Origin of the sequence: Micromonospora sp. NPDC005257, from assembly GCF_042872445.1 — a bacterium.
Taxonomy (GTDB): Bacteria; Actinomycetota; Actinomycetes; order Mycobacteriales; family Micromonosporaceae; genus Micromonospora.
Genome location: NZ_JBIAKL010000012.1, coordinates 38,581 through 55,514 on the forward strand (window position 1 = coordinate 38,581; position 16,934 = coordinate 55,514).

Below are 16,934 nucleotides of genomic sequence, written 5' to 3' on the forward strand. Positions count from 1 at the left end.
GGCCCCCGCCGCAGCGGGCGGGTCCGGCGGCGACGCCACCGGTGGTCAGGAGCGACCGGTTACTTCTTGACGGCGATGTGGCGCAGGTCCCAGATGCCGATGTTCGACATCGGGATGTTGTCGGTGCCGACGATGTTCGCCTTCGAGACGTTCGCGTTGGTCTGGTTGCACAGCGGCAGGAACCAGGCCTGCTCGAGCGTCGTCTTCCAGATGTCCTGGTACAGCGGGGCGCGCTTGTCCATCGACAGCGTGGGGTTGGCGGCCTCGGCCGCCTTGTCCGCGATGAGCGAGGGGTCCGCGGCCAGCTTGTACGTGTTCAGCAGGTAGGTGTTCACCGTCGCCGCCGGGTCGGCCTTCGGGCTCCACGACGTGCCGACCATCAGCTCGAAGTCGCCGGCGATGAAGCGCGGTTCGTTCTCGGTGTTGGGCACGGGGTTGAGCGTCGCGTCGACGCCGACGGCCCGCAGGGACGCCTGCACGACGTTGGCCGGCTGCTCGGCGTTCGTGCCCGCGGCGAAGGTGACGGACACCTTGGCGCCGCCGGCCTGCTGCACGAGGGCCTTGGCCTTGTCCACGCTGAACTCGTACGGGTAGGTGTAGTTCGGGATGCGGCTCGGGTCCGTCTCGGGCACGACCTGGCGGGTCGGCGTGCAGTAGCCGCTGAAGAGCGCGCTGATCGCCTCCGGGTCGACCGCGTGGGCGATCGCCTGGCGGACCTCGGGCTTGGCGACGTCGCCCTTGTTGCCGCGCATGTAGATGCCGACAACGTTCTTGAACTTCACCTGGTGCTGCTGGAGACCGCTACCCGGGGTGACGATCTTCTCAACCGTGGCGATCTCGCCGGCCGAGCTGAGCGGGGCCAGGTCGACCTGGCCACTCTGCAGGCCGTTGAGGCGGGCGGCGGCGTCGGGCACGCGCTGCAGCTCGATGCCGCCGAGACGGCCGACGTTCGGGTCCCAGTAGTTGTCGGCCCGCTTGAGGACGAGCTTCTCCTGGGGGACGAGCTGGGTGGCGATGTACGGGCCGGAACCGGCGGTCCCGGGATTGTTCTTGAGGTCGGCGCCGTCCTTGATCGCCTTCGGGCTGACCATCATGCCGGCCGTGCCGGTGAAGGACGCGGGCAACTGGACGCCCTTGCCCTTGACCAGCTTGAGCCGTGCGGTCGTCGCGTCCACGACCTCGACCGACTCGATGTCGGCGAGGTCGCTCTTGAGGGTCGAGCCCTCGAGGGTCTTGCCGCGCTCGATGTTGACCTTGACGGCCTCGGCGTCGAACGGCGTGCCATCGTGGAACTTCACGTCGTCCCGGAGCTTGAGTTCCAGGACGCCGCCGTCCTCGACGAAGTTCCACTCCTTGGCCAGGCCCGGGACGATCTTGTCGTCCTTGTCCAGCATGGTCAGCCGGTCCCACACGAGGAACAGGTAGCCCCAGGCGCCGTAGCTCGTCTGGAGGGCCGGGTCGAGGTCACGCAACGGACCCGCCGACGCGAACTTGAGCACGGCCGAAGTGTCGATCTCGCCCTGCGCGGCACTGCTGCTGCCGGAGCTGTCCGGCGAGCTGCAGCCGGCCATGGCGAGAGCCCCGATGCTGATCAACGCGACCACACGTTTGCGGGCCCTTATGTTGACGCCCATTCTCATCCTTCCCAAAACAAGAGCCGATTAGTTCCGGCTGATCAGAGGTGGTGTGTTGTCCCGTTCGGCGGCTGCCGGGCGGGATCCGTGGGTCGCTGACGGCCTTCGAATCTGTGGTGGTGGCCGGCGTCTCAGCCCTCCGCGGAGAGGATCAGTGCACTGGTGGGAACGCCGACGCCCGCCGTCACGAGGACGTTGCGTACGCCCTCGGGCTGGTTGGTCGAGGTCCCCCGGACGAGGCGGACGCCCTCCGCGACACCGTTCGTGCCGTGCAGGTATGCCTCGCCGATCTGGCCGCCGTGGGTGTTCGTCGGCAGCGAGCCGGTGACCTCCAGGTTGCCGTCGGCGATGAAGTCCTTGGCCTCGCCACGGCCGCAGAAGCCGTACTCCTCGAGCTGGTTGAGCACGTACGGCGTGAAGTGGTCGTAGAGAATCGCCGCGTCCATGTCGGCGGGGCCGAGCCCCGACTGTGCCCACAACTGCCGGGCGCAGAGCTCGACCTCGGGGATCCGGGTCAGGTCCTCCCGGTAGTAGCTGACCATCTGGTACTGGTCCGGCCCCAGGCCCTGGGCAGCCCCCCGGATGTAGACCGGAGTGGAGGGCAGGTCCTTGGCGCGCTCGGCGCTGACGACGACCATCGCCTGGCCGCCGTCGGTCTCCTGGCAGCAGTCGAACAGATGCAGCGGCTCGGCGATCCAGCGGGAAGCCTGGTGCTCCTCGAGCGTGAGCGGCTTGCCGTAGAACCACGCCTTGGGGTTGTTCGCGGCGTGCTTGCGGGCGAGCACTGCCACCCGGCCGTAGTCCTCGCTGGTCGCGCCGTACCTGTGCATGTAGCGACGGGCGAACATCGCGGTGTGCTGGGCCGGAGTGAGCAGGCCGTACGGGTTGACCCAGGAGCGGTACTCGTTGTCCGAGGTGGCCTGGGTCTTCGCCGGCGGAGGTCCCTGCCCGAAGCGAACGCCGGAGCGCTCGTTGAAGGCGCGATACGCCACGACGACGTCGGCGATCCCGCTCGCGACGGCCATGGCGGCCTGCTGGACGGGGGCGCAGGCGCCGCCGCCGCCGTAGGGGATCCGGGAGAAGAACTTCAGCTCGGGGATGCCCAGGCTGCGGGCGACCATGTTCTCCGGGTTGGTCTCCATGGTGAAGGTCGTCATGCCGTCGACATCGGCGGGGTTCAGGCCCGCGTCGGCCAGGGCGGCCGTGACGGCCTCGACGGCCAGTTGCAGCTCGCTGCGGCCGGAGTTCTTCGAGAACTCCGTCGCGCCGATGCCGACGACCGCGGTGCGACCCGACAGGAAGTTGGACGTCACGTCACTGCTCCGATCCACGGGGCAGGCGCACGGTCACCTCGGAGATGGCGTGCCCACCCTTGCTGTTCATGCCACGCACCGCGACGCGCACGGTGTCCTCCTCGACGCCGACGACCTCACCGGTCAGGCGCATCACGTCACCCGGGAAGTTCGGCACCCCGAGGCGGGTGCTCAGGCGCACCATGCGCGCGGCGGGGCCGGCCCAGTCGGTGACGTAGCGGCCGACGAGCCCGTTGGTGTGGTTGATGCTCATGTACGTGTCGGGGGTGCCGCGACGCTCGGCCTGGGCCGGGTCGTGGTGCACGTCCTCGTAGTCGCGGGTCGCGAGGGCGCCCGCGACGATGACGGTCCGGGTCAGCGGGATCTCGAGCTCCGGCAGCGTGTCGCCGAGGCTCACCTGCTCGATGGTGATCTGCGTGCCGCTCACAGCTGCTCCCCCTCGCCGACGAGGTCCGCGAGCTGCTGCAGGTGCCAGGCCCCGGAGCCGGCGGTGTTGGCCAGCTGCGTGGTCCAGAGCATGTAGCGGTGGACCGGATAGGTGACGTCGGCGCCCATGCCGCCGTGCACGTGCTGCACGGTGCGCGCGACGCGGTCGCCCGCCTCGGCGGCCCAGTACTTCGCGACGTGCACTGCCGCACGGGACGGCCGCCCGGTGGTCTCGCGCCAGAGCGCGTTGAGGTAGGTGACGCCCATCGCCTCGGTGTCGATGTGGCAGTCGGCGAGCTGGTGGGCGACGGCCTGGAAGGTCGCGATCGGCACACCGAACTGCTCACGGCCCGAGGTGTAGTCGGCGGCCTGGCGTACGGCGGCCTGGCTGATGCCGCTCTGCAGAGCCGCCACGGCGGTCCAGATCTGGCGCAGCAGCCAGTCGAGCCGGTCCTCCTCGGGGCCCTCGGCGAGCAGCCCTGCGGCGGCGCCGTCGAAGCGCACGTCGGAGGCGAGTCCACGGTCGGTGCGCTCGAAGGTGTCACGGCGTACCCCGGCGCCGGCGGTCGGCACGAGGTAGAGCCCGACCGCGCCCGCCTCGTCGGTGGCCGGGACGATGATCGCGTCGGCGAGGTGCGCCGAACGGACGCCGACCGCGGTGCCGCTCAGGGTGACCCCGTCACCGCCGGGCTCGGCGCCGGACCGCGCGCGAACGCGGGCGCCGTACGGCCGGGCGTCGGTCAGGTCGTCGACGGCGACGGTGAGGACCGCGTCCCCGGCGGCGACGCGGGGCAGCCACTCGGCCTGCTGCTTGGCGTTGCCGTAGCGCAGCAGCGGCAGGACGCCGCCGACGAGGGTCTCCCACAGCGGGACGGTGCCCAGCGTGCGGCCCTGTTCGACGAAGACCCCGGCGATCTCCCACAGGCCCAGCCCGGCGCCGCCGTGCTCCTCGGGCACGGGCAGCCCGAGGATGCCGGACTCGGCCAGGTCGCGGTACAGGACGCGGTCGAAGCGGTCCTGCCCGGCCTCGATGTCGAAGAGCCGCTGCGGGTCGCCGTTGCGCGAGAACACGTCGCGCGCCAGGTCGTTGACCGTGACCTGCTCCTCGGCGAGCTGGAAGTCCATCAGTTCCCTTCCTCTTCTGTGGGCTCCGGTGCGGAGGTCGCGGCCCGGAAACGCGGCAGCGTGAGGTTCTCGTCGTAGTCGAGCCAGTCGACCTGCACGGGCATGCCGATCTCGACCTCCTCGGCGTCCCCGGCGAAGTCGGCGACGAGGCGGGTGCCCTCTTCGAGATCGACGAGCACGACGGTGAGCGGGTAGTCGTACCCGGGAGCCTTCGGGTGGTGGCTGACGACGTAGCTGTGCACCGTGCCCCGGCCGCTCGCCTCGACCTCGTGCCACGCGTACGAGTGGCAGGAGGGGCAGATCGGGCCGGGCGGGTGGCGCAGCGTGCCGCAGTCGGCGCAGGCCTGGATGACGAGGCGACGCTGTGCGGCGGCCTCGAACCAGAACGCGTTGTCGCGCAGGATGAACGGCTTGTGCCGCAGCGCCGGGTCGGCCGCGGCCGGAGCCGCGGGCTTGGCGCCGGACGGGTCGAAGCGCAGGATGCGGAAGCGCTGGCGAGCCACGACCTCGTCGTTCTGGTCGGTGTAGGTGCGCAACGTCGTGATGAAGTGGCCGGTGCCCAGCCCCGTGGTCTTGCGCGGGGAGACGTCCTCGATGACGGTCGTCATCTTGATCTCGTCGCCCAGGCGCAGCTCGCGCACGTACTCGTGCTCGTCGTTGGTCGCGACGACCCCGACGAAGCCGGCGTCGGCGAGAAGCGCGAGCAGCCGGGCCATCGGGGTGTCCCGCGCGGCACCCGCGGCTGCGGCCGTGTGGGCCTTGTAGCCGACCATGAGCCAGGTGGACAGCATCGGCGGCGGGGCGATGACACCCTCGCGACCGGTGTCACGGGCGGCCTGGTCATCGACGTAGACGGGGTTCTCGTCGCCCATCGCCTCGACGAAGTGACGGATCATCGCCTGGTTGACGGCGTCCTGGGCGTAGCGGGTGGGCGTGGCCTCGAGGCCGACGAACTCGCGCAGGCGGGCGAGGAAGGCCTCCTGGTCGGTGGCGTCGAGGGCGGGGGCCTGCGTCGTGGTGCTCATGCGGAACGTCCCTTCCTCGGCATGCCGAGACCGGCGACCGCGATCATGTCGCGCAGCACCTCGTTGGTGCCGCCGCCGAAGGTGTTGATGTAGGAACCGCGGGTGTACGCCTCCAACTGCCCGCCGAGGACGGCGTCCGGCGCGCCGGGTCGCCGGGTCGCGCGGGGCCCGACGACGGAGACGAGGTTGCGGCAGACCCGGTCGTGGGTCTCCGTGCCGTAGACCTTGGCGACCGACGCGGCGGCGGGCGCCGGGTTCTGGCCCTCCCCCACGACGGCGATCTTCCAGTTGAGCAGGCGCATCGCGGTCAGCTCGGCGTAGTCGCGGGCCAGCTCCGTGCGTACCCACGGCTTGTCGAGGACGCGGTTGCCGTCGGCGTCGGGCTCGGCGGCCCACGCGGCGACGTCGGTCCACAGCTGCTCGGTGCGCCCGCCCATCGCGGCCAGGCCCACCCGCTCGTGACCGAGCTGGCCGGTGATGAGACGCCAGCCGCCGTTGACCTCGCCGACGAGGGCCTCGGGGCCGACGCGTACGTCCTCGTAGTAGGAGGCGTTGGTGTGGGTGATGCCGCTGGTGGCGATCGGCGTGCAGCTGAAGCCCGGGTCCGACGTCGGCACGATGAGGATGGTGATGCCCTTGTGCTTCGGGGCGCCGGGGTCGGTGCGCACGGCCATCCAGACGAAGTCGGCCTGGCTGACACCGCTGGTGAACACCTTCTGGCCGTTGACGACCCAGCCACCGTCGGGTGTGGCCTCGGCCCTGGCGCTCAGCGAGGCGAGGTCGGTGCCGGAGCCCGGCTCGCTGTAGCCGATGGCGAAGATGACGTCGCCGGTCAGCATGCCCGGCAGGTACGTGCGCTTCTGCTCCTCGGTGCCGTAGCGCATCAGCATCGGGCCGATGTTGTTGATGGTGACGAAGGGGAACGGCGCCTGGGCGCGGTTGATCTCGTCGAAGAGGATGTACTGGTCGAGCGCCGGGCGGCCCTGGCCGCCGTACTCCGTGGGCCAGCCGAGCCCGAGCAGGCCGTCCTTGCCGATCTGACGGATGATCTCGCGGTAGGCCGGGCGGTCCTCGTTGGTACCGCCGAGCGCCTCGCGGACCTCAGGCGTGAGCAGGCGCGCGAAGTAGGCTCGCAGCTCCCTGCTCAGCTCTCGCTGCTCGGGGGTGTACTCCAGGTACATGGATGTTCCTCATTCTCGGGGCGTGGGCGCCAGTCGGTGTGCCGGGCGGGCCGGCAGGTCAGGTGGCCGGCAGGAGCGCGGCACGTCCGTTGTCGGCGAACTGCTTCTCGAGGTCCCGGACGTCCGCCTCCGTCAGCGGGCGGTACGCGGTGGACGCGCCGTCGCGGACGTAGACGGGGTCGGTCGTGACCCAGGCGGTACGGCGCAGCACCTGCTTGGCGACCTTGCCGTTGCCCGTGCTGGGGATCTGGTCGACGATCCGCACGAAGCGGGGCCGCCACTTGGTGCCGAGGTCGGCCTGCTCGTCGAGGAAGGCGGTGAACGCCTCCGGGTCGAAGGTGGCGCCGCTACGCAGTTGGATCGCGCACATGACCTGGTCGCCGGTACGCGGGTCGGGCACGGCGAAGACGGGGGCGACCGCCACCCGGTCCCAGCGCTCGATGATCCGCTCGGCGGGCCCGGCCGCGAAGTTCTCGCTGTCGACGCGGATCCAGTCCGAGGAGCGGCCGGCGAAGTAGAAGTAGCCGTCGGCGTCGCGGTAGGCCAGGTCGCCGGACCAGAAGTCCTCGCCGCGGATTCGCTCGGCGGCGGCCTCGGGGTTCTTGTAGTAGCCCTCGAACCGGGCGGCCATGCCGACGCCGACGAGCTGGCCGATGGCCTCGTCGGCGTTGCGGAGCCGCCCGGTCCCGTCGAGCACGGCCGGCGGGCACTCCAGCCCGGTCTCCTCGTTCATGACCTTGATATCGGCGCCGGCGACGGCCACGCCGAGCGCCTCGGCCGGCGTCTCGGGGGTGCGGTTGATCCGCATGACGCCCTCGCTGGAGCCGTAGCCTTCGGAGATGACGACACCGAAGCGCTCGGCGAAACGGGCGATGTCGGCGGCCGAGGCCTCGGTGCCGACGGCGCGCCGCAGCGTGCTCGTCGCGTCGCGGGGGTCGACCGGCTGGGCCAGGATGTAGGCGAGGGCCCGGCCGACGTAGTTGAAGTAGGTGACGCTGTGCTCGTGCACGTCGCGCACGAAGCCCGACGCGGAGAACTTGCGAACCATGCGGATCGTCGCGCCGCAGACCATGGCGGGGCCGAGATTGAGCATGACGGCGTTGCCGTGGAACAGCGGCATCGACAGGTAGCTGATCGAGTCGCGGGTCAGCTCGGTGCGGGCCAGCAGCGCCTCGGAGACCGCGGCGAGGCGCCCATGGGAGCAGATGACCGCCTTGGGGGCCCCGGTCGAGCCCGAGGAGAACAGGAGCAGCAGGTTGGCGCGAGGGTCGACCTCGGCGGTGGGTACCGGCGCGCCGGCGTACCGTGCCAGCCAGGCGGCGTACTCCGGGGAGTCGATGCTGTGCACCTGCCCGGCGGGGATGCCCAGGTCGAGCCCGTCGATGAGGCCGGCGAGGCGGTCTTCGGTGAGGAGCAGGTCGGTGTCGGTGTGCCGCACGTCGTGAGCCAGCTCGGCGCCACGTCGGGTCGGGTTGATCCCGACCACGGTGGCGCCGGCCAGCGCGGCCGCACAGATCCAGTACACGTAGTCGGGGGTGTTCTCCAGGAGCACCCCGATGTGCAGTGGCCTGCCCTCCGGCCGGGGCACGTCGTTCAGGGCGGCGGCCCGGTCGGCGGCCTCCTGCACGATCCGGCCCCAGGTGATGGTGCGGCCCTCGAAGAGCAGGCCGGGATGATCGTCACCCGTGCGTGCGCGCACAATGTCGGCGAAGACGGCGGGTGCCGAGTTTCGGGCCACCGGGGCCTGAGTCGTCATTGACGTTTGCTCCGTCTCGTCCGTCGTCGAATGCGAGGCAGCAATCAAGCAAGCGCTTGGTCGAAGCGTAGAGTGAGGCTTGCCGCAGGTCAAGACCTTGACAACGCTTCCCACGGGCTGCTCGCGGCGAGCGCCGAGCGCACCCGGTCGGTGTCCTCACCACGGCGCCGCGGGGCCCGTGGCACGCCTGCGGGCGTACGCGAGAATCGGGGCGTGGGGGCCGGCTGAGCGACCCCCTCGACCTCGACGACGCCGCCCCGGGCACGCACCTGCGGGTGCTCGGCCGACTCGGCGATGTCCAGCACCGGGTGCACGCACGCGTCGACGCTCTCGAAGACGCTGGTCCACTCCTGCCGGGTGCGTCCGGCGAAGACCGACGCGATCCGCTCGGCCCAGCCGGTCCACCCCGACTCGTCGAACTGCCCCGGCCCGTCCTCCGGATCGAGGCCGAGGGTACGCAGGAACGCACGGTAGAACTTCGCCTCGATGGCCGCCACGGACATGAACTTGTCGTCGGCGGTGCGGTACACCCGGTAGAAGTGCGCCCCGCCGTCGAGGTAGTTCGTGCCACGGGTGAGGTTCCAGGCGCCCCGCGCGAGCATCGAGTGGATGACGACGGTGAGCAGCGCGCTGCCCTCGAGCATCGAGGCGTCCACGACCTGCCCACGCCCGGAGGAGACACGCTCCTGCAGGGCGGCCAGTACGCCGAAGGCCAGCACCATGCCGCCGCCGGCGAAGTCGGCCAGATACATCGGCGGCACGACGGGGCCGGTATCGGGCAGGCCGATCGTGTCGAGCACCCCGGAGACGGCGATGTAGTTGAGGTCGTGTCCGGCGGCCGCGGCGAGGGGGCCGTCCTGGCCCCAGCCGGTCATCCGCGCCACGACCAGGCGCGGGTACCGCTCGGTGAGTTCGGCCGGGGCCAGGCCGAGACGTTCGAGCACCCCGGGCCGGAACGGGTCGAGCAGGACGTCCGCGTCGGCGAGCAGCCGGTGCACGAGCGCCCGGTCGGCCTCGGACTTCAGGTCGAGCGTGACTGTCGTACGGCCCCGGTCGATCGCATTGACCTGCGCGCGCTCCCGCCGGTCGGGCTCGCCGGGCGGGTCGACCCGTACCACCTGGGCGCCCATGTCGGCGAGCATCATCGTCGCGAACGGCACCGGCCCCTGCCCACCGAGTTCGAGCAGGCGCAGGCCGGCCAGCGGTCCCTCGAACCGCAGGCCGGGGGCGGCGCTCACGCCTGTTCCCGGGTGCCGGCCGGGGCCGGGAGGCCGGTCACGGCACGGGGGTCCGTGCTCCACGTCTGCGCAGTCACGCCCTCCTCGCGCAGGACCCGCTTGAGGACCCGCCCGACGGCGTTCTTGGGCAGTTCGGTGCGGACCTCGATGTGGGAGGGGACGGCGTACCGCGGGATCCGCGGGTGCAGCCACTCGAAGAGCTCCGCGGGGTCGATCTCCGCACCGGGCGCGGGCACGACAGTCACCTTGAGGTCGTCCTCGGCCAGCGGGGAGGGGACCGCGTGGACGGCGACCTCGCCGACGGCCGGGTGGGTCGCGACGATGCCCTCGATCTCGAAGCTGGAGATGTTCTCGCCGCCGCGGCGCAGGTAGTCCTTGCCACGGTCGACGAAGTAGAGGTAGCCGTCCTCGTCGAGACGACCGTAGTCACCGCAGTGGAACCACAGGCCCCGGAAGACCTCCAGCGTCTTCTCCGGCTCGCGCCAGTAGCCGTTGAACATGATCGCCGGACGGTTGGGACGGGCGAGGATCTCGCCGACCTCGCCGACGGGCAGCGGGTTGTCGTGCTCGTCGGCGATGCGCACCTCGAAGGAGTCGTTGATCTTGCCTGCGCTCCCGGCGCGGTAACCCCCCGGTGGGGTGAGGGTGATCAGGCAGGCCTCGGTCAGGCCGTAGGCGCCCGAGCCGACCCGTTCGACGCCGAAGCGCTCCGTCCAGCGAGCGGCGAGCTCGGCGGTGACCGGCGAGCCGGACACGACGCGCAGCCGGCCGAAGGCCTCGCGGGTGGCCTCGGAGTCGGGGGCGCCGGCGATCATCGGCAGCATCGAGCCCATGAGCGCGGCCATCGTCGCGCGGCTGCGCAGGATCTCGTCCCAGAAGCCCCGGACCGAGAAGCGCGACGCGAGGTCGATGGCCGAGCCGAGCTGGAGCGAACCCATGACGTGCCCGACGGCGGCCATGTGGAACAGCGGCATCGCCGTCCACAGGACGTCGCCGGAGTGGCGTTCGAGGTTCTCGTGCATCTGGCGGGCCATGTTCGCCACGTAGCCGTGGCTGACCATGCACGCCTTGGACGGCCCGGTCGTGCCGGCCGTGTAGATGAGGTGGCTGGTGGCGTACGCGTCGAGGTCCGGGGTGGTCGTCACCGCCGATCCCTCAGCGACGGCGGCGTCGAAGTCGACGACCTCGGTGGCCCAGGCGGGCGCCGGGCCCGAAGCGGGCCGGATGGGGGCGCCGACGAGGACCGGCACCCGTAGCTCCGTGCCGATGAGGGCGTCGTCCAGGACGGGCACGAACTCGTCCTCGACGATCATCGCGACCGGGTCGGCGTCGAGCACCTGGTGGGCCAGTACGGGGCCGCGGTTGCTCGTGTTGAGTGGTACGACGAAACCGCCACAGAGCGTCGTCGCCCACCAGGAGAGCAGGGCCAGGCGGCCGTTGCGGGCGAGGACGACGACCCGGTCGCCGGGAGCGACGCGGTCGGCGAGGAACCCGGCGAGGCGACGCGACGCGGCATCGAGCTCGGCCACGGTGAACGGGGCGCCGGCGAGGGTGAGGGTGAGGTCCGGCTGCTCGTCGAGCAGGCGGGACAGGGCGGGCAGGAGCGGGGTGGCTGCGGTGGGACGGTTCACTGGCTCTGGCTACCTTTCTTCGGGTCGGCCGCTCGCGGTGGCGGACGGCGGGGACCTGACGCTCAGCCCTTCGTCATCGCCACGGTCCGCAGGTCGAACAGGCCGAGGTTGGTCCACGGCAGCTGCTCGGCCCCGACGACCTTCGGGGAGGCGATGGTGGCGCTGGTGAGGTTGCAGATCGGGATGAACCATGCCTCGGTGAGCAGCCGCTCCCACAGCTGGTGGTACTGCTTGGCACGCTCCTCGACGCTGGAGCGGGGGTCGGCGGCCTTGGCCGCGATCGGGCCGATGCCCTCGGGGTCGGTGGCGAGCTTGTAGTTGCCGGCGAGGTAGTTGTCGACAGTGCCCGCCGGGTCGAGACGCGGGTTGAAGGTGTTTGACACCTCGAGTTCGAAGTCGCCCGCGATGAAGCGGGCCTCGGTCTCGGAGTTCGGCGTCGGGTTGAGCTTCGCGTCGATGCCGGCCTGGGACATGGCGGCCTGGATGGCGGTGGCGGGCTGCTCGGTGTTGGTGCCGGCGGAGAAGCTGATCGACACCTTGGCCCCGCCGACCTCGGCGATCAGCGCCTTGGCCTTGGCCGGGTCGAACTCGTACGGGTAGGTCGCCGCCGGGTCCTCCCACGGGCTGTTCGGGTAGATGCTGCGGGTGGGCGTGCAGGTGTCGGCGAAGAGCGCGCGGATGGCGGCCGGGTCGACCGAGCGCGCGATGGCCTCACGGACCCGCTTGTCCTTGAGGTCGCCCATGTTGGCGCGCAGCAGGATGCCGAGGACGTTGCGGAACGGGCGGGTGGTCACCTTGAGCTGGCCGGTCTCGCCGAGCTGGCGGGCCTGGGTGATCTCGTTGGCCGAGGAGACGAAGCTGAGGTCGGTCTGACCGCTGATGACGCCGTTGAGCCGGGTGGCGCCCTCGGGGACCCGGGTGATCTCCATCCCGGCGAGGCGTCCGGCGTTGGGGTCCCAGTAGGTGCCTTCGGCGCGCTTGACGACGTACTTCTCGTTGGGGACGAACTCGGTGGCGACGTACGGGCCCGAGCCGGCGTTGCCGGGGGCGCGCTTGAGGTCGACGCCGTCGGCGATCGCCTTGGGCGAGACCATCATCCCGGCGGCGGTGGCCAGGGCCGAGGGGAGCACGGCGCCGGTGCCCGGCTTGAGGTTGAGGCGCACGGTGTGCGCGTCGACGACGGTGACGCCGGTGATGCTGGCGAGGTCCTGCTTGATGGTGCTCGTGGGCAACGTCTGGCCGCGCTCGATGTTGACCTTGACGGCGTTGGCGTCGAAGGGCGTCCCGTCATGGAACTTGACGTCGTCGCGCAGGGCGAGTTCGAGGTAGGAACCGTCCTCGGCGTAGGTCCACTTCTTGGCCAGGCCGGGGACGACCTGGTCCGTGGAGTCGACCATGGTGAGCCGGTCGTAGATCAGCGTGAGGTAGGGGTAGCCGCCGGGCGCCGGCTGCGCCGGGTCGAGGTTCTGGAACGGCGACGAGGCGCTCACCCGCAGGACGGCGTTGGGGTCGATCTCACCCGTGGTGGCACCGGGGTCGCTGGTCGGGGTGGCGGAGCAGGCTCCGACGGCGAGGGTGGCGGCGAGCAGGCTCACGGCGACGGCGAGGCGTCGGCGGCGCGGGAGGCGAGACACAATGGTCCTTTCCTGACCTTCGGCCCGGGAGCGGGAGCGGCTCCGCGGGTCACCGGCGCCCCGGAGGGCGCCGGGTGCCGCCGAGGTCGTTCGGCGGCGGCCGTGCGGGCGCGATGGTCATGGAGGTGATGGATGGCGGCGCTGGTGTGGAGCGCCTGCCCGGAACTGATCGGCATCCGCGCCCGAGGCTGGCGGTGTTGCGGCCGTTCGCGATCCAAACAAGCGCTCGATTGGGAACCGTAGGGGCAGCGTGCGGGCACGTCAATAGCCGAACGGCGGCCTGATCGACAAGGGGCGGCACGCGGCGCGCAACCGTTGCCAGCGCGCGGTCAGGTCGCTAAGGTGCCCATCAAGCAAGCGCTTGGTTGCTTGATGTCGGCCAAAGGAGTCCGCACGGTGGAAGCCCCCCTCGCCACGGCACAGCCCCGCGACACCGGCATCGACGCGGTCGCCTCGGCCACCCGCCGGCTCATCGACGCGATCACGCGCGCGGGCGGGGCCGTCGACGCCGACGCCAACCCGATCGTGGCCGACCTCGACGCGCTCACCGCCCGGATCGACGCCCACGCCCCGGACCTCTCCGAGCGGATCGCGACGATGTGGCGCCAGCCCGGCCCGGGCCGCTTCGACCCCGCCGGCGGCACCGAGAACCCGCTGTCACCGCCGGTGGCCCTCTGGGTCGAGCCGGACGGCTCACTACGCGGGGAAGTCACCCTGAGGCTTGCCTTTCAGGGGCCACCCGGGCACGTGCACGGCGGCACCTCGGCCATGCTCATGGATCACGCCCTCGGCATCGCCAACGCCCGCGCCGGATACGCCGCGGTGACCGTCGGGCTCGACATCTCCTTCCGCGCGGCCATCCCGATCGGCTCGACGATCACGATCCTGGCCCGGCACGACGGGCGCGACGGTCGCAAGGTGCGCAGCTCCGGCGAGCTGCGCGTCGGGGACCTGACGTGCGTCACGGCCACGGGCACCTTCGTACTCATGGACGACCCGTCCACGCGGGAGAAGTTCCGCCGACCGTCGAGGGAGCAGGCATGAGCACCGATCCCCACCCGACCACCGCCGCACCCGGCCCGCTCGCCGGCCGCGGCGCGCTCGTCATCGGCGGGGGCGGCGGCTTCGGCCGCGCCATCGCCGCCGCCCTGGCCGCCGACGGGGCCGCCGTGACGATCATGGGACGGACCGGGGCGACGCTGCGGGCGGCGGCCGAGACGATCGCCGCAGCCGCCCCCGGAGCACCACCGGTACGGATCAGCGCCGGCGACTCCACCCACGAACAGGACGTGGCCGTCGCGGTACGCGTCGCCGACGAGACCCCGCTGGCGGCCGTCGTCACCACGGTCGGCGGCGGCACCTTCCGTCCCGTGCTCGCCCTCGACGCCGAGACCCTCGAGCACGACTTCCGGCGCAACGTCACCACGGCGCTGCACGCCATCCGGCACGGCGGACAGGCCCTGGCCGCGCACGGTGGGGGCGCGATCGTGTGCACCTCGTCGAGCGCGGGCGGGCACTCCTTCCCGTTCATGCCGTCGTACTCGGTGAGCAAGGCCGCGCTCGAGGCACTCGTCCGGGTCGCCGCCGACGAACTCGGCCACCTCGCGGTACGGGTCAACGTCGTACGCCCCGGCATCGTCGCCACCGACGGGGCCAACCCGGGCCTGCTGCTGGCCGACCCCGAGCTGGCCGCCGCGACCGTCGCCGAGAAGCCCCTGTCGCGGATCGGGCGCGCCGAGGACGTCGCCGCCGCGGTCCGCTTCCTGTGCGGTCCCGACTCCTCATGGATCACCGGCGCCTGCCTGCCCGTCGAGGGCGGGGCCCACCTGCGGCGCGCGCCCCGCCTGGAGAAGCTCGCCCGGATCGTCAACGGCGACGAGGTCGTCGACGCCACCCTGGCGGGCCGCATCCCATGACGACACCACAGACACCCGCCACCCGGATGGAGCTGACCACGACGCTGCCGCCGACGACGGCGCTGCGCGAGGTGCCCGCGGTCGTGGCGCGCATCGAACGGCTCGGCTTCGACACCGTGCACATCCCCGAGACGACGCACGACTCCCTGGCGGTCGCGCTGCTCGCGGCCGAGCACACCAGCCGGATCACCGTACGCACCAGCATGACGCTGGCCTTCCCCCGCAGCCCGATGGTGACCGCGTACGCCGCGTGGGACCTCGCGCGGTTCTCCGAGGGTCGCTTCCAGCTCGGTCTGGCCACCCAGGTGCGCGGCAACATCGTCGGCCGCTTCTCGGTGCCATGGGAGCGGCCGGTCGAGAACCTGCGCGACTACCTCGCCTCGATCCGGGCGATCTTCGCCGCGTTCAGCACGGGCGGGCCCCTGGAGCACGAGGGCAGCCACTACCGCTTCACCCGGCTCCAGCCGTACTTCAATCCCGGCCCGCTGTCGACCGCGGCCCCGGCGCTCTACACCGGCGGGGTCAACCGACGCGTCTGTGAGGTGGCCGGCGAGCTCGCCGACGGATTCGTCACCCACGCGACGAACTCGCACCCGAGTCACCTGCGCACGGTCGTGCTTCCCGCGCTGCGCGCCGGGGCCGAGCGGGCCGGACGCGCGGCTATCCCCCGGGTCGTCGTGGTGTCCAAGTCGATCACCGGTCCGACGCCGGCCGCACTCGCCGCGAGCCGCGACTCCGCCCGCCAGGAGCTGGCGTTCCTCTTCTCCACACCCGCCTACCGCACGACCCTGGACCGGCTCGGACTGGGCCGGGTCGGCGAACGGCTCGCCGCGATGGCCGCCTCCGGGCGCTGGACGGGACTCGCCGGCACCCTCGACGACGAGACCCTGGCCACGCTCATCCCGCACGGCACCTACGCCGAGCTGCCGGACGTGCTCGGGCAGGCCTACGGCGGGATCGCCGACGGGCTCGGGCTCGGGCTGCCGCTCGACCCGGACGACGACGAGGACTTCGGCGCGTTGCTCGAACGCCTCCGGCTCATCCCGACGAGTGCCGCGTCCACCACCCCGCCCGCGACCGGCGGCCCCACCAGCGCGACGCGCGGCGTCGCCGGATCGGAGACCCTGTCATGACCGCGCGCATCGGACTGCTCACCCCGGTCGTCGTCCAACATCCGCGCACCGCGGCCGCCTGGGAACGGGACGTCCTGTCCGGCCCCGACGTCGGCGGTGCGCTGCTCGCCGTCGCCCGCGCCGCCGACGACCTGGGCTACCACCATCTGACATGCAGCGAGCACGTCGCCGTGCCCGCCCCGATCGCCGTCGAGCGGGGCGCGACGTACTTCGACCCCGTGGCCACGCTGTCGTTCCTCGCCTCGGCGACGCGCCGCGTCCGGCTCGCGACGAACGTCGTCGTCATCGGCTACCACCATCCGCTCGCCCTCGCCAAGACCTACGGCACCCTCGACCTGCTCAGCGGCGGACGCGTGATCCTCGGGATCGGGGTCGGCAGCCTCGAAGAGGAGTTCGACCTGCTCGGCGCCGAGTTCGCGCGGCGCGGCGCGATCGCGGACGAGGCGATCACGGCCCTGCGCGCGGCGTGGGGCAGGGCCGTGCCGCACCACGAGGGGCCCCACTTCACGTTCACCGACTTCGTCGTCGAACCGCACGCGCCGCGCACCACGGTGCCGCTGTGGATCGGTGGGCGCACCCGCCGCTCGCTGCGCCGCGCCGTGGCGTACGGCACCGGGTGGGCACCGTTCGGGCTCGGGCCGCGGGAGCTGACCCACATGTGGAACTCCGTGGAACGCCCGGACGGCTTCGACCTCGTGCTGCAGATCCCGCCGTTGGACCCGCTCGGAGACCCGGACGGCTCCCGCGAGCACCTGCACACGGCCGATGCCGTCGGGGCGACCGCGGTCAACGCGAGCCTCGTGGCCGCCTCGGCGGCCCACCACCTCGAGCAGATGGCCGCGCTGCGCGAGCTCGCCCCGGAACGCTTCGAGGGGAACCCGTCCACGACCTGACCGGCCGTCGACCGGCTCGGCCGGCGAGG

14 protein-coding genes are annotated in these 16,934 nt (G+C 71.8%); 4 read left to right on the forward strand and 10 right to left on the reverse strand.

The window, feature by feature from the left end; all coding sequences use genetic code 11:
* Positions 1-59: 59 nt before the first annotated feature.
* The 10 genes from ACFYO8_RS23945 to ACFYO8_RS23990 all read right to left on the reverse strand — a co-directional run bounded on the left by ACFYO8_RS23945 (position 60) and on the right by ACFYO8_RS23990 (position 12,963).
* The gene (locus ACFYO8_RS23945) at positions 60-1,634 is read right to left on the reverse strand and encodes an ABC transporter substrate-binding protein (protein WP_354874503.1); all 1,575 of its coding nucleotides are present in this window, start codon (positions 1,632-1,634) and stop codon (positions 60-62) included.
* 131 nt (positions 1,635-1,765) lie between these two features.
* Positions 1,766-2,947 (reverse strand): lipid-transfer protein, encoded by a 1,182-nt coding sequence (locus ACFYO8_RS23950; protein ID WP_354874505.1) that lies wholly within the window; start codon positions 2,945-2,947, stop codon positions 1,766-1,768.
* Between the two features lies 1 nt (position 2,948).
* Entirely contained in the window at positions 2,949-3,374 is a 426-nt protein-coding gene (locus ACFYO8_RS23955) for a MaoC/PaaZ C-terminal domain-containing protein (RefSeq protein WP_198937703.1), read from the reverse strand.
* A complete protein-coding gene (locus tag ACFYO8_RS23960) occupies positions 3,371-4,498 on the reverse strand; it encodes an acyl-CoA dehydrogenase family protein (protein WP_387257550.1) in 1,128 nt (375 codons plus the stop codon). The genes ACFYO8_RS23955 and ACFYO8_RS23960 overlap by 4 nt, the downstream gene beginning before the upstream one ends.
* Positions 4,498-5,523, reverse strand: a complete 1,026-nt coding sequence (locus ACFYO8_RS23965; RefSeq protein ID WP_354874509.1) for a MaoC family dehydratase N-terminal domain-containing protein — start codon at positions 5,521-5,523, stop codon at positions 4,498-4,500. Before ACFYO8_RS23965 ends, ACFYO8_RS23960 begins: the two co-directional genes overlap by 1 nt.
* Positions 5,520-6,704 carry an acyl-CoA dehydrogenase family protein gene (locus ACFYO8_RS23970; protein WP_387257552.1) on the reverse strand — a complete coding sequence of 395 codons (1,185 nt, stop codon included), beginning with the start codon at positions 6,702-6,704 and terminating at the stop codon, positions 5,520-5,522. The genes ACFYO8_RS23965 and ACFYO8_RS23970 overlap by 4 nt, the downstream gene beginning before the upstream one ends.
* Positions 6,705-6,762: 58 nt before the next feature.
* Entirely contained in the window at positions 6,763-8,460 is a 1,698-nt protein-coding gene (locus tag ACFYO8_RS23975; protein ID WP_355095501.1) for an AMP-binding protein, read from the reverse strand.
* Between the two features lie 89 nt (positions 8,461-8,549).
* Positions 8,550-9,698 (reverse strand): CaiB/BaiF CoA-transferase family protein, encoded by a 1,149-nt coding sequence (locus tag ACFYO8_RS23980; RefSeq protein ID WP_355095503.1) that lies wholly within the window; start codon positions 9,696-9,698, stop codon positions 8,550-8,552.
* Positions 9,695-11,329 (reverse strand): AMP-binding protein, encoded by a 1,635-nt coding sequence (locus ACFYO8_RS23985; protein ID WP_354874516.1) that lies wholly within the window; start codon positions 11,327-11,329, stop codon positions 9,695-9,697. The genes ACFYO8_RS23980 and ACFYO8_RS23985 overlap by 4 nt, the downstream gene beginning before the upstream one ends.
* Positions 11,330-11,391: 62 nt before the next feature.
* Entirely contained in the window at positions 11,392-12,963 is a 1,572-nt protein-coding gene (locus ACFYO8_RS23990) for an ABC transporter substrate-binding protein (RefSeq protein ID WP_355095505.1), read from the reverse strand.
* Between the two features lie 396 nt (positions 12,964-13,359).
* Between ACFYO8_RS23990 and ACFYO8_RS23995 the strand changes: the two genes are divergently transcribed.
* From ACFYO8_RS23995 to ACFYO8_RS24010, 4 genes are read left to right on the forward strand one after another with little or no spacing between them, the layout of a single operon-like run.
* Positions 13,360-14,007, forward strand: a complete 648-nt coding sequence (locus ACFYO8_RS23995) for a PaaI family thioesterase (RefSeq protein ID WP_355095507.1) — start codon at positions 13,360-13,362, stop codon at positions 14,005-14,007.
* Positions 14,004-14,879 (forward strand): SDR family oxidoreductase, encoded by an 876-nt coding sequence (locus ACFYO8_RS24000; RefSeq protein ID WP_354874520.1) that lies wholly within the window; start codon positions 14,004-14,006, stop codon positions 14,877-14,879. The genes ACFYO8_RS23995 and ACFYO8_RS24000 overlap by 4 nt, the downstream gene beginning before the upstream one ends.
* Positions 14,876-16,012, forward strand: a complete 1,137-nt coding sequence (locus ACFYO8_RS24005; protein WP_354874522.1) for a TIGR03617 family F420-dependent LLM class oxidoreductase — start codon at positions 14,876-14,878, stop codon at positions 16,010-16,012. The genes ACFYO8_RS24000 and ACFYO8_RS24005 overlap by 4 nt, the downstream gene beginning before the upstream one ends.
* The gene (locus ACFYO8_RS24010; RefSeq protein ID WP_354874524.1) at positions 16,009-16,905 is read left to right on the forward strand and encodes an LLM class F420-dependent oxidoreductase; all 897 of its coding nucleotides are present in this window, start codon (positions 16,009-16,011) and stop codon (positions 16,903-16,905) included. Before ACFYO8_RS24005 ends, ACFYO8_RS24010 begins: the two co-directional genes overlap by 4 nt.
* The last annotated feature ends 29 nt before the right edge of the window (positions 16,906-16,934 follow it).

Coding starts and splice junctions, on each gene's coding strand:
- ACFYO8_RS23975 (WP_355095501.1), bottom strand. CDS start 8,460: ATGACGACTCAGGCCCCGGTGGCCCGAAACTCGGCACCCGCCGTCTTC.
- ACFYO8_RS24000 (WP_354874520.1), top strand. CDS start 14,004: ATGAGCACCGATCCCCACCCGACCACCGCCGCACCCGGCCCGCTCGCC.
- ACFYO8_RS23970 (WP_387257552.1), bottom strand. CDS start 6,704: ATGTACCTGGAGTACACCCCCGAGCAGCGAGAGCTGAGCAGGGAGCTG.
- ACFYO8_RS24005 (WP_354874522.1), top strand. CDS start 14,876: ATGACGACACCACAGACACCCGCCACCCGGATGGAGCTGACCACGACG.
- ACFYO8_RS23945 (WP_354874503.1), bottom strand. CDS start 1,634: ATGGGCGTCAACATAAGGGCCCGCAAACGTGTGGTCGCGTTGATCAGC.
- ACFYO8_RS24010 (WP_354874524.1), top strand. CDS start 16,009: ATGACCGCGCGCATCGGACTGCTCACCCCGGTCGTCGTCCAACATCCG.
- ACFYO8_RS23965 (WP_354874509.1), bottom strand. CDS start 5,523: ATGAGCACCACGACGCAGGCCCCCGCCCTCGACGCCACCGACCAGGAG.
- ACFYO8_RS23960 (WP_387257550.1), bottom strand. CDS start 4,498: ATGGACTTCCAGCTCGCCGAGGAGCAGGTCACGGTCAACGACCTGGCG.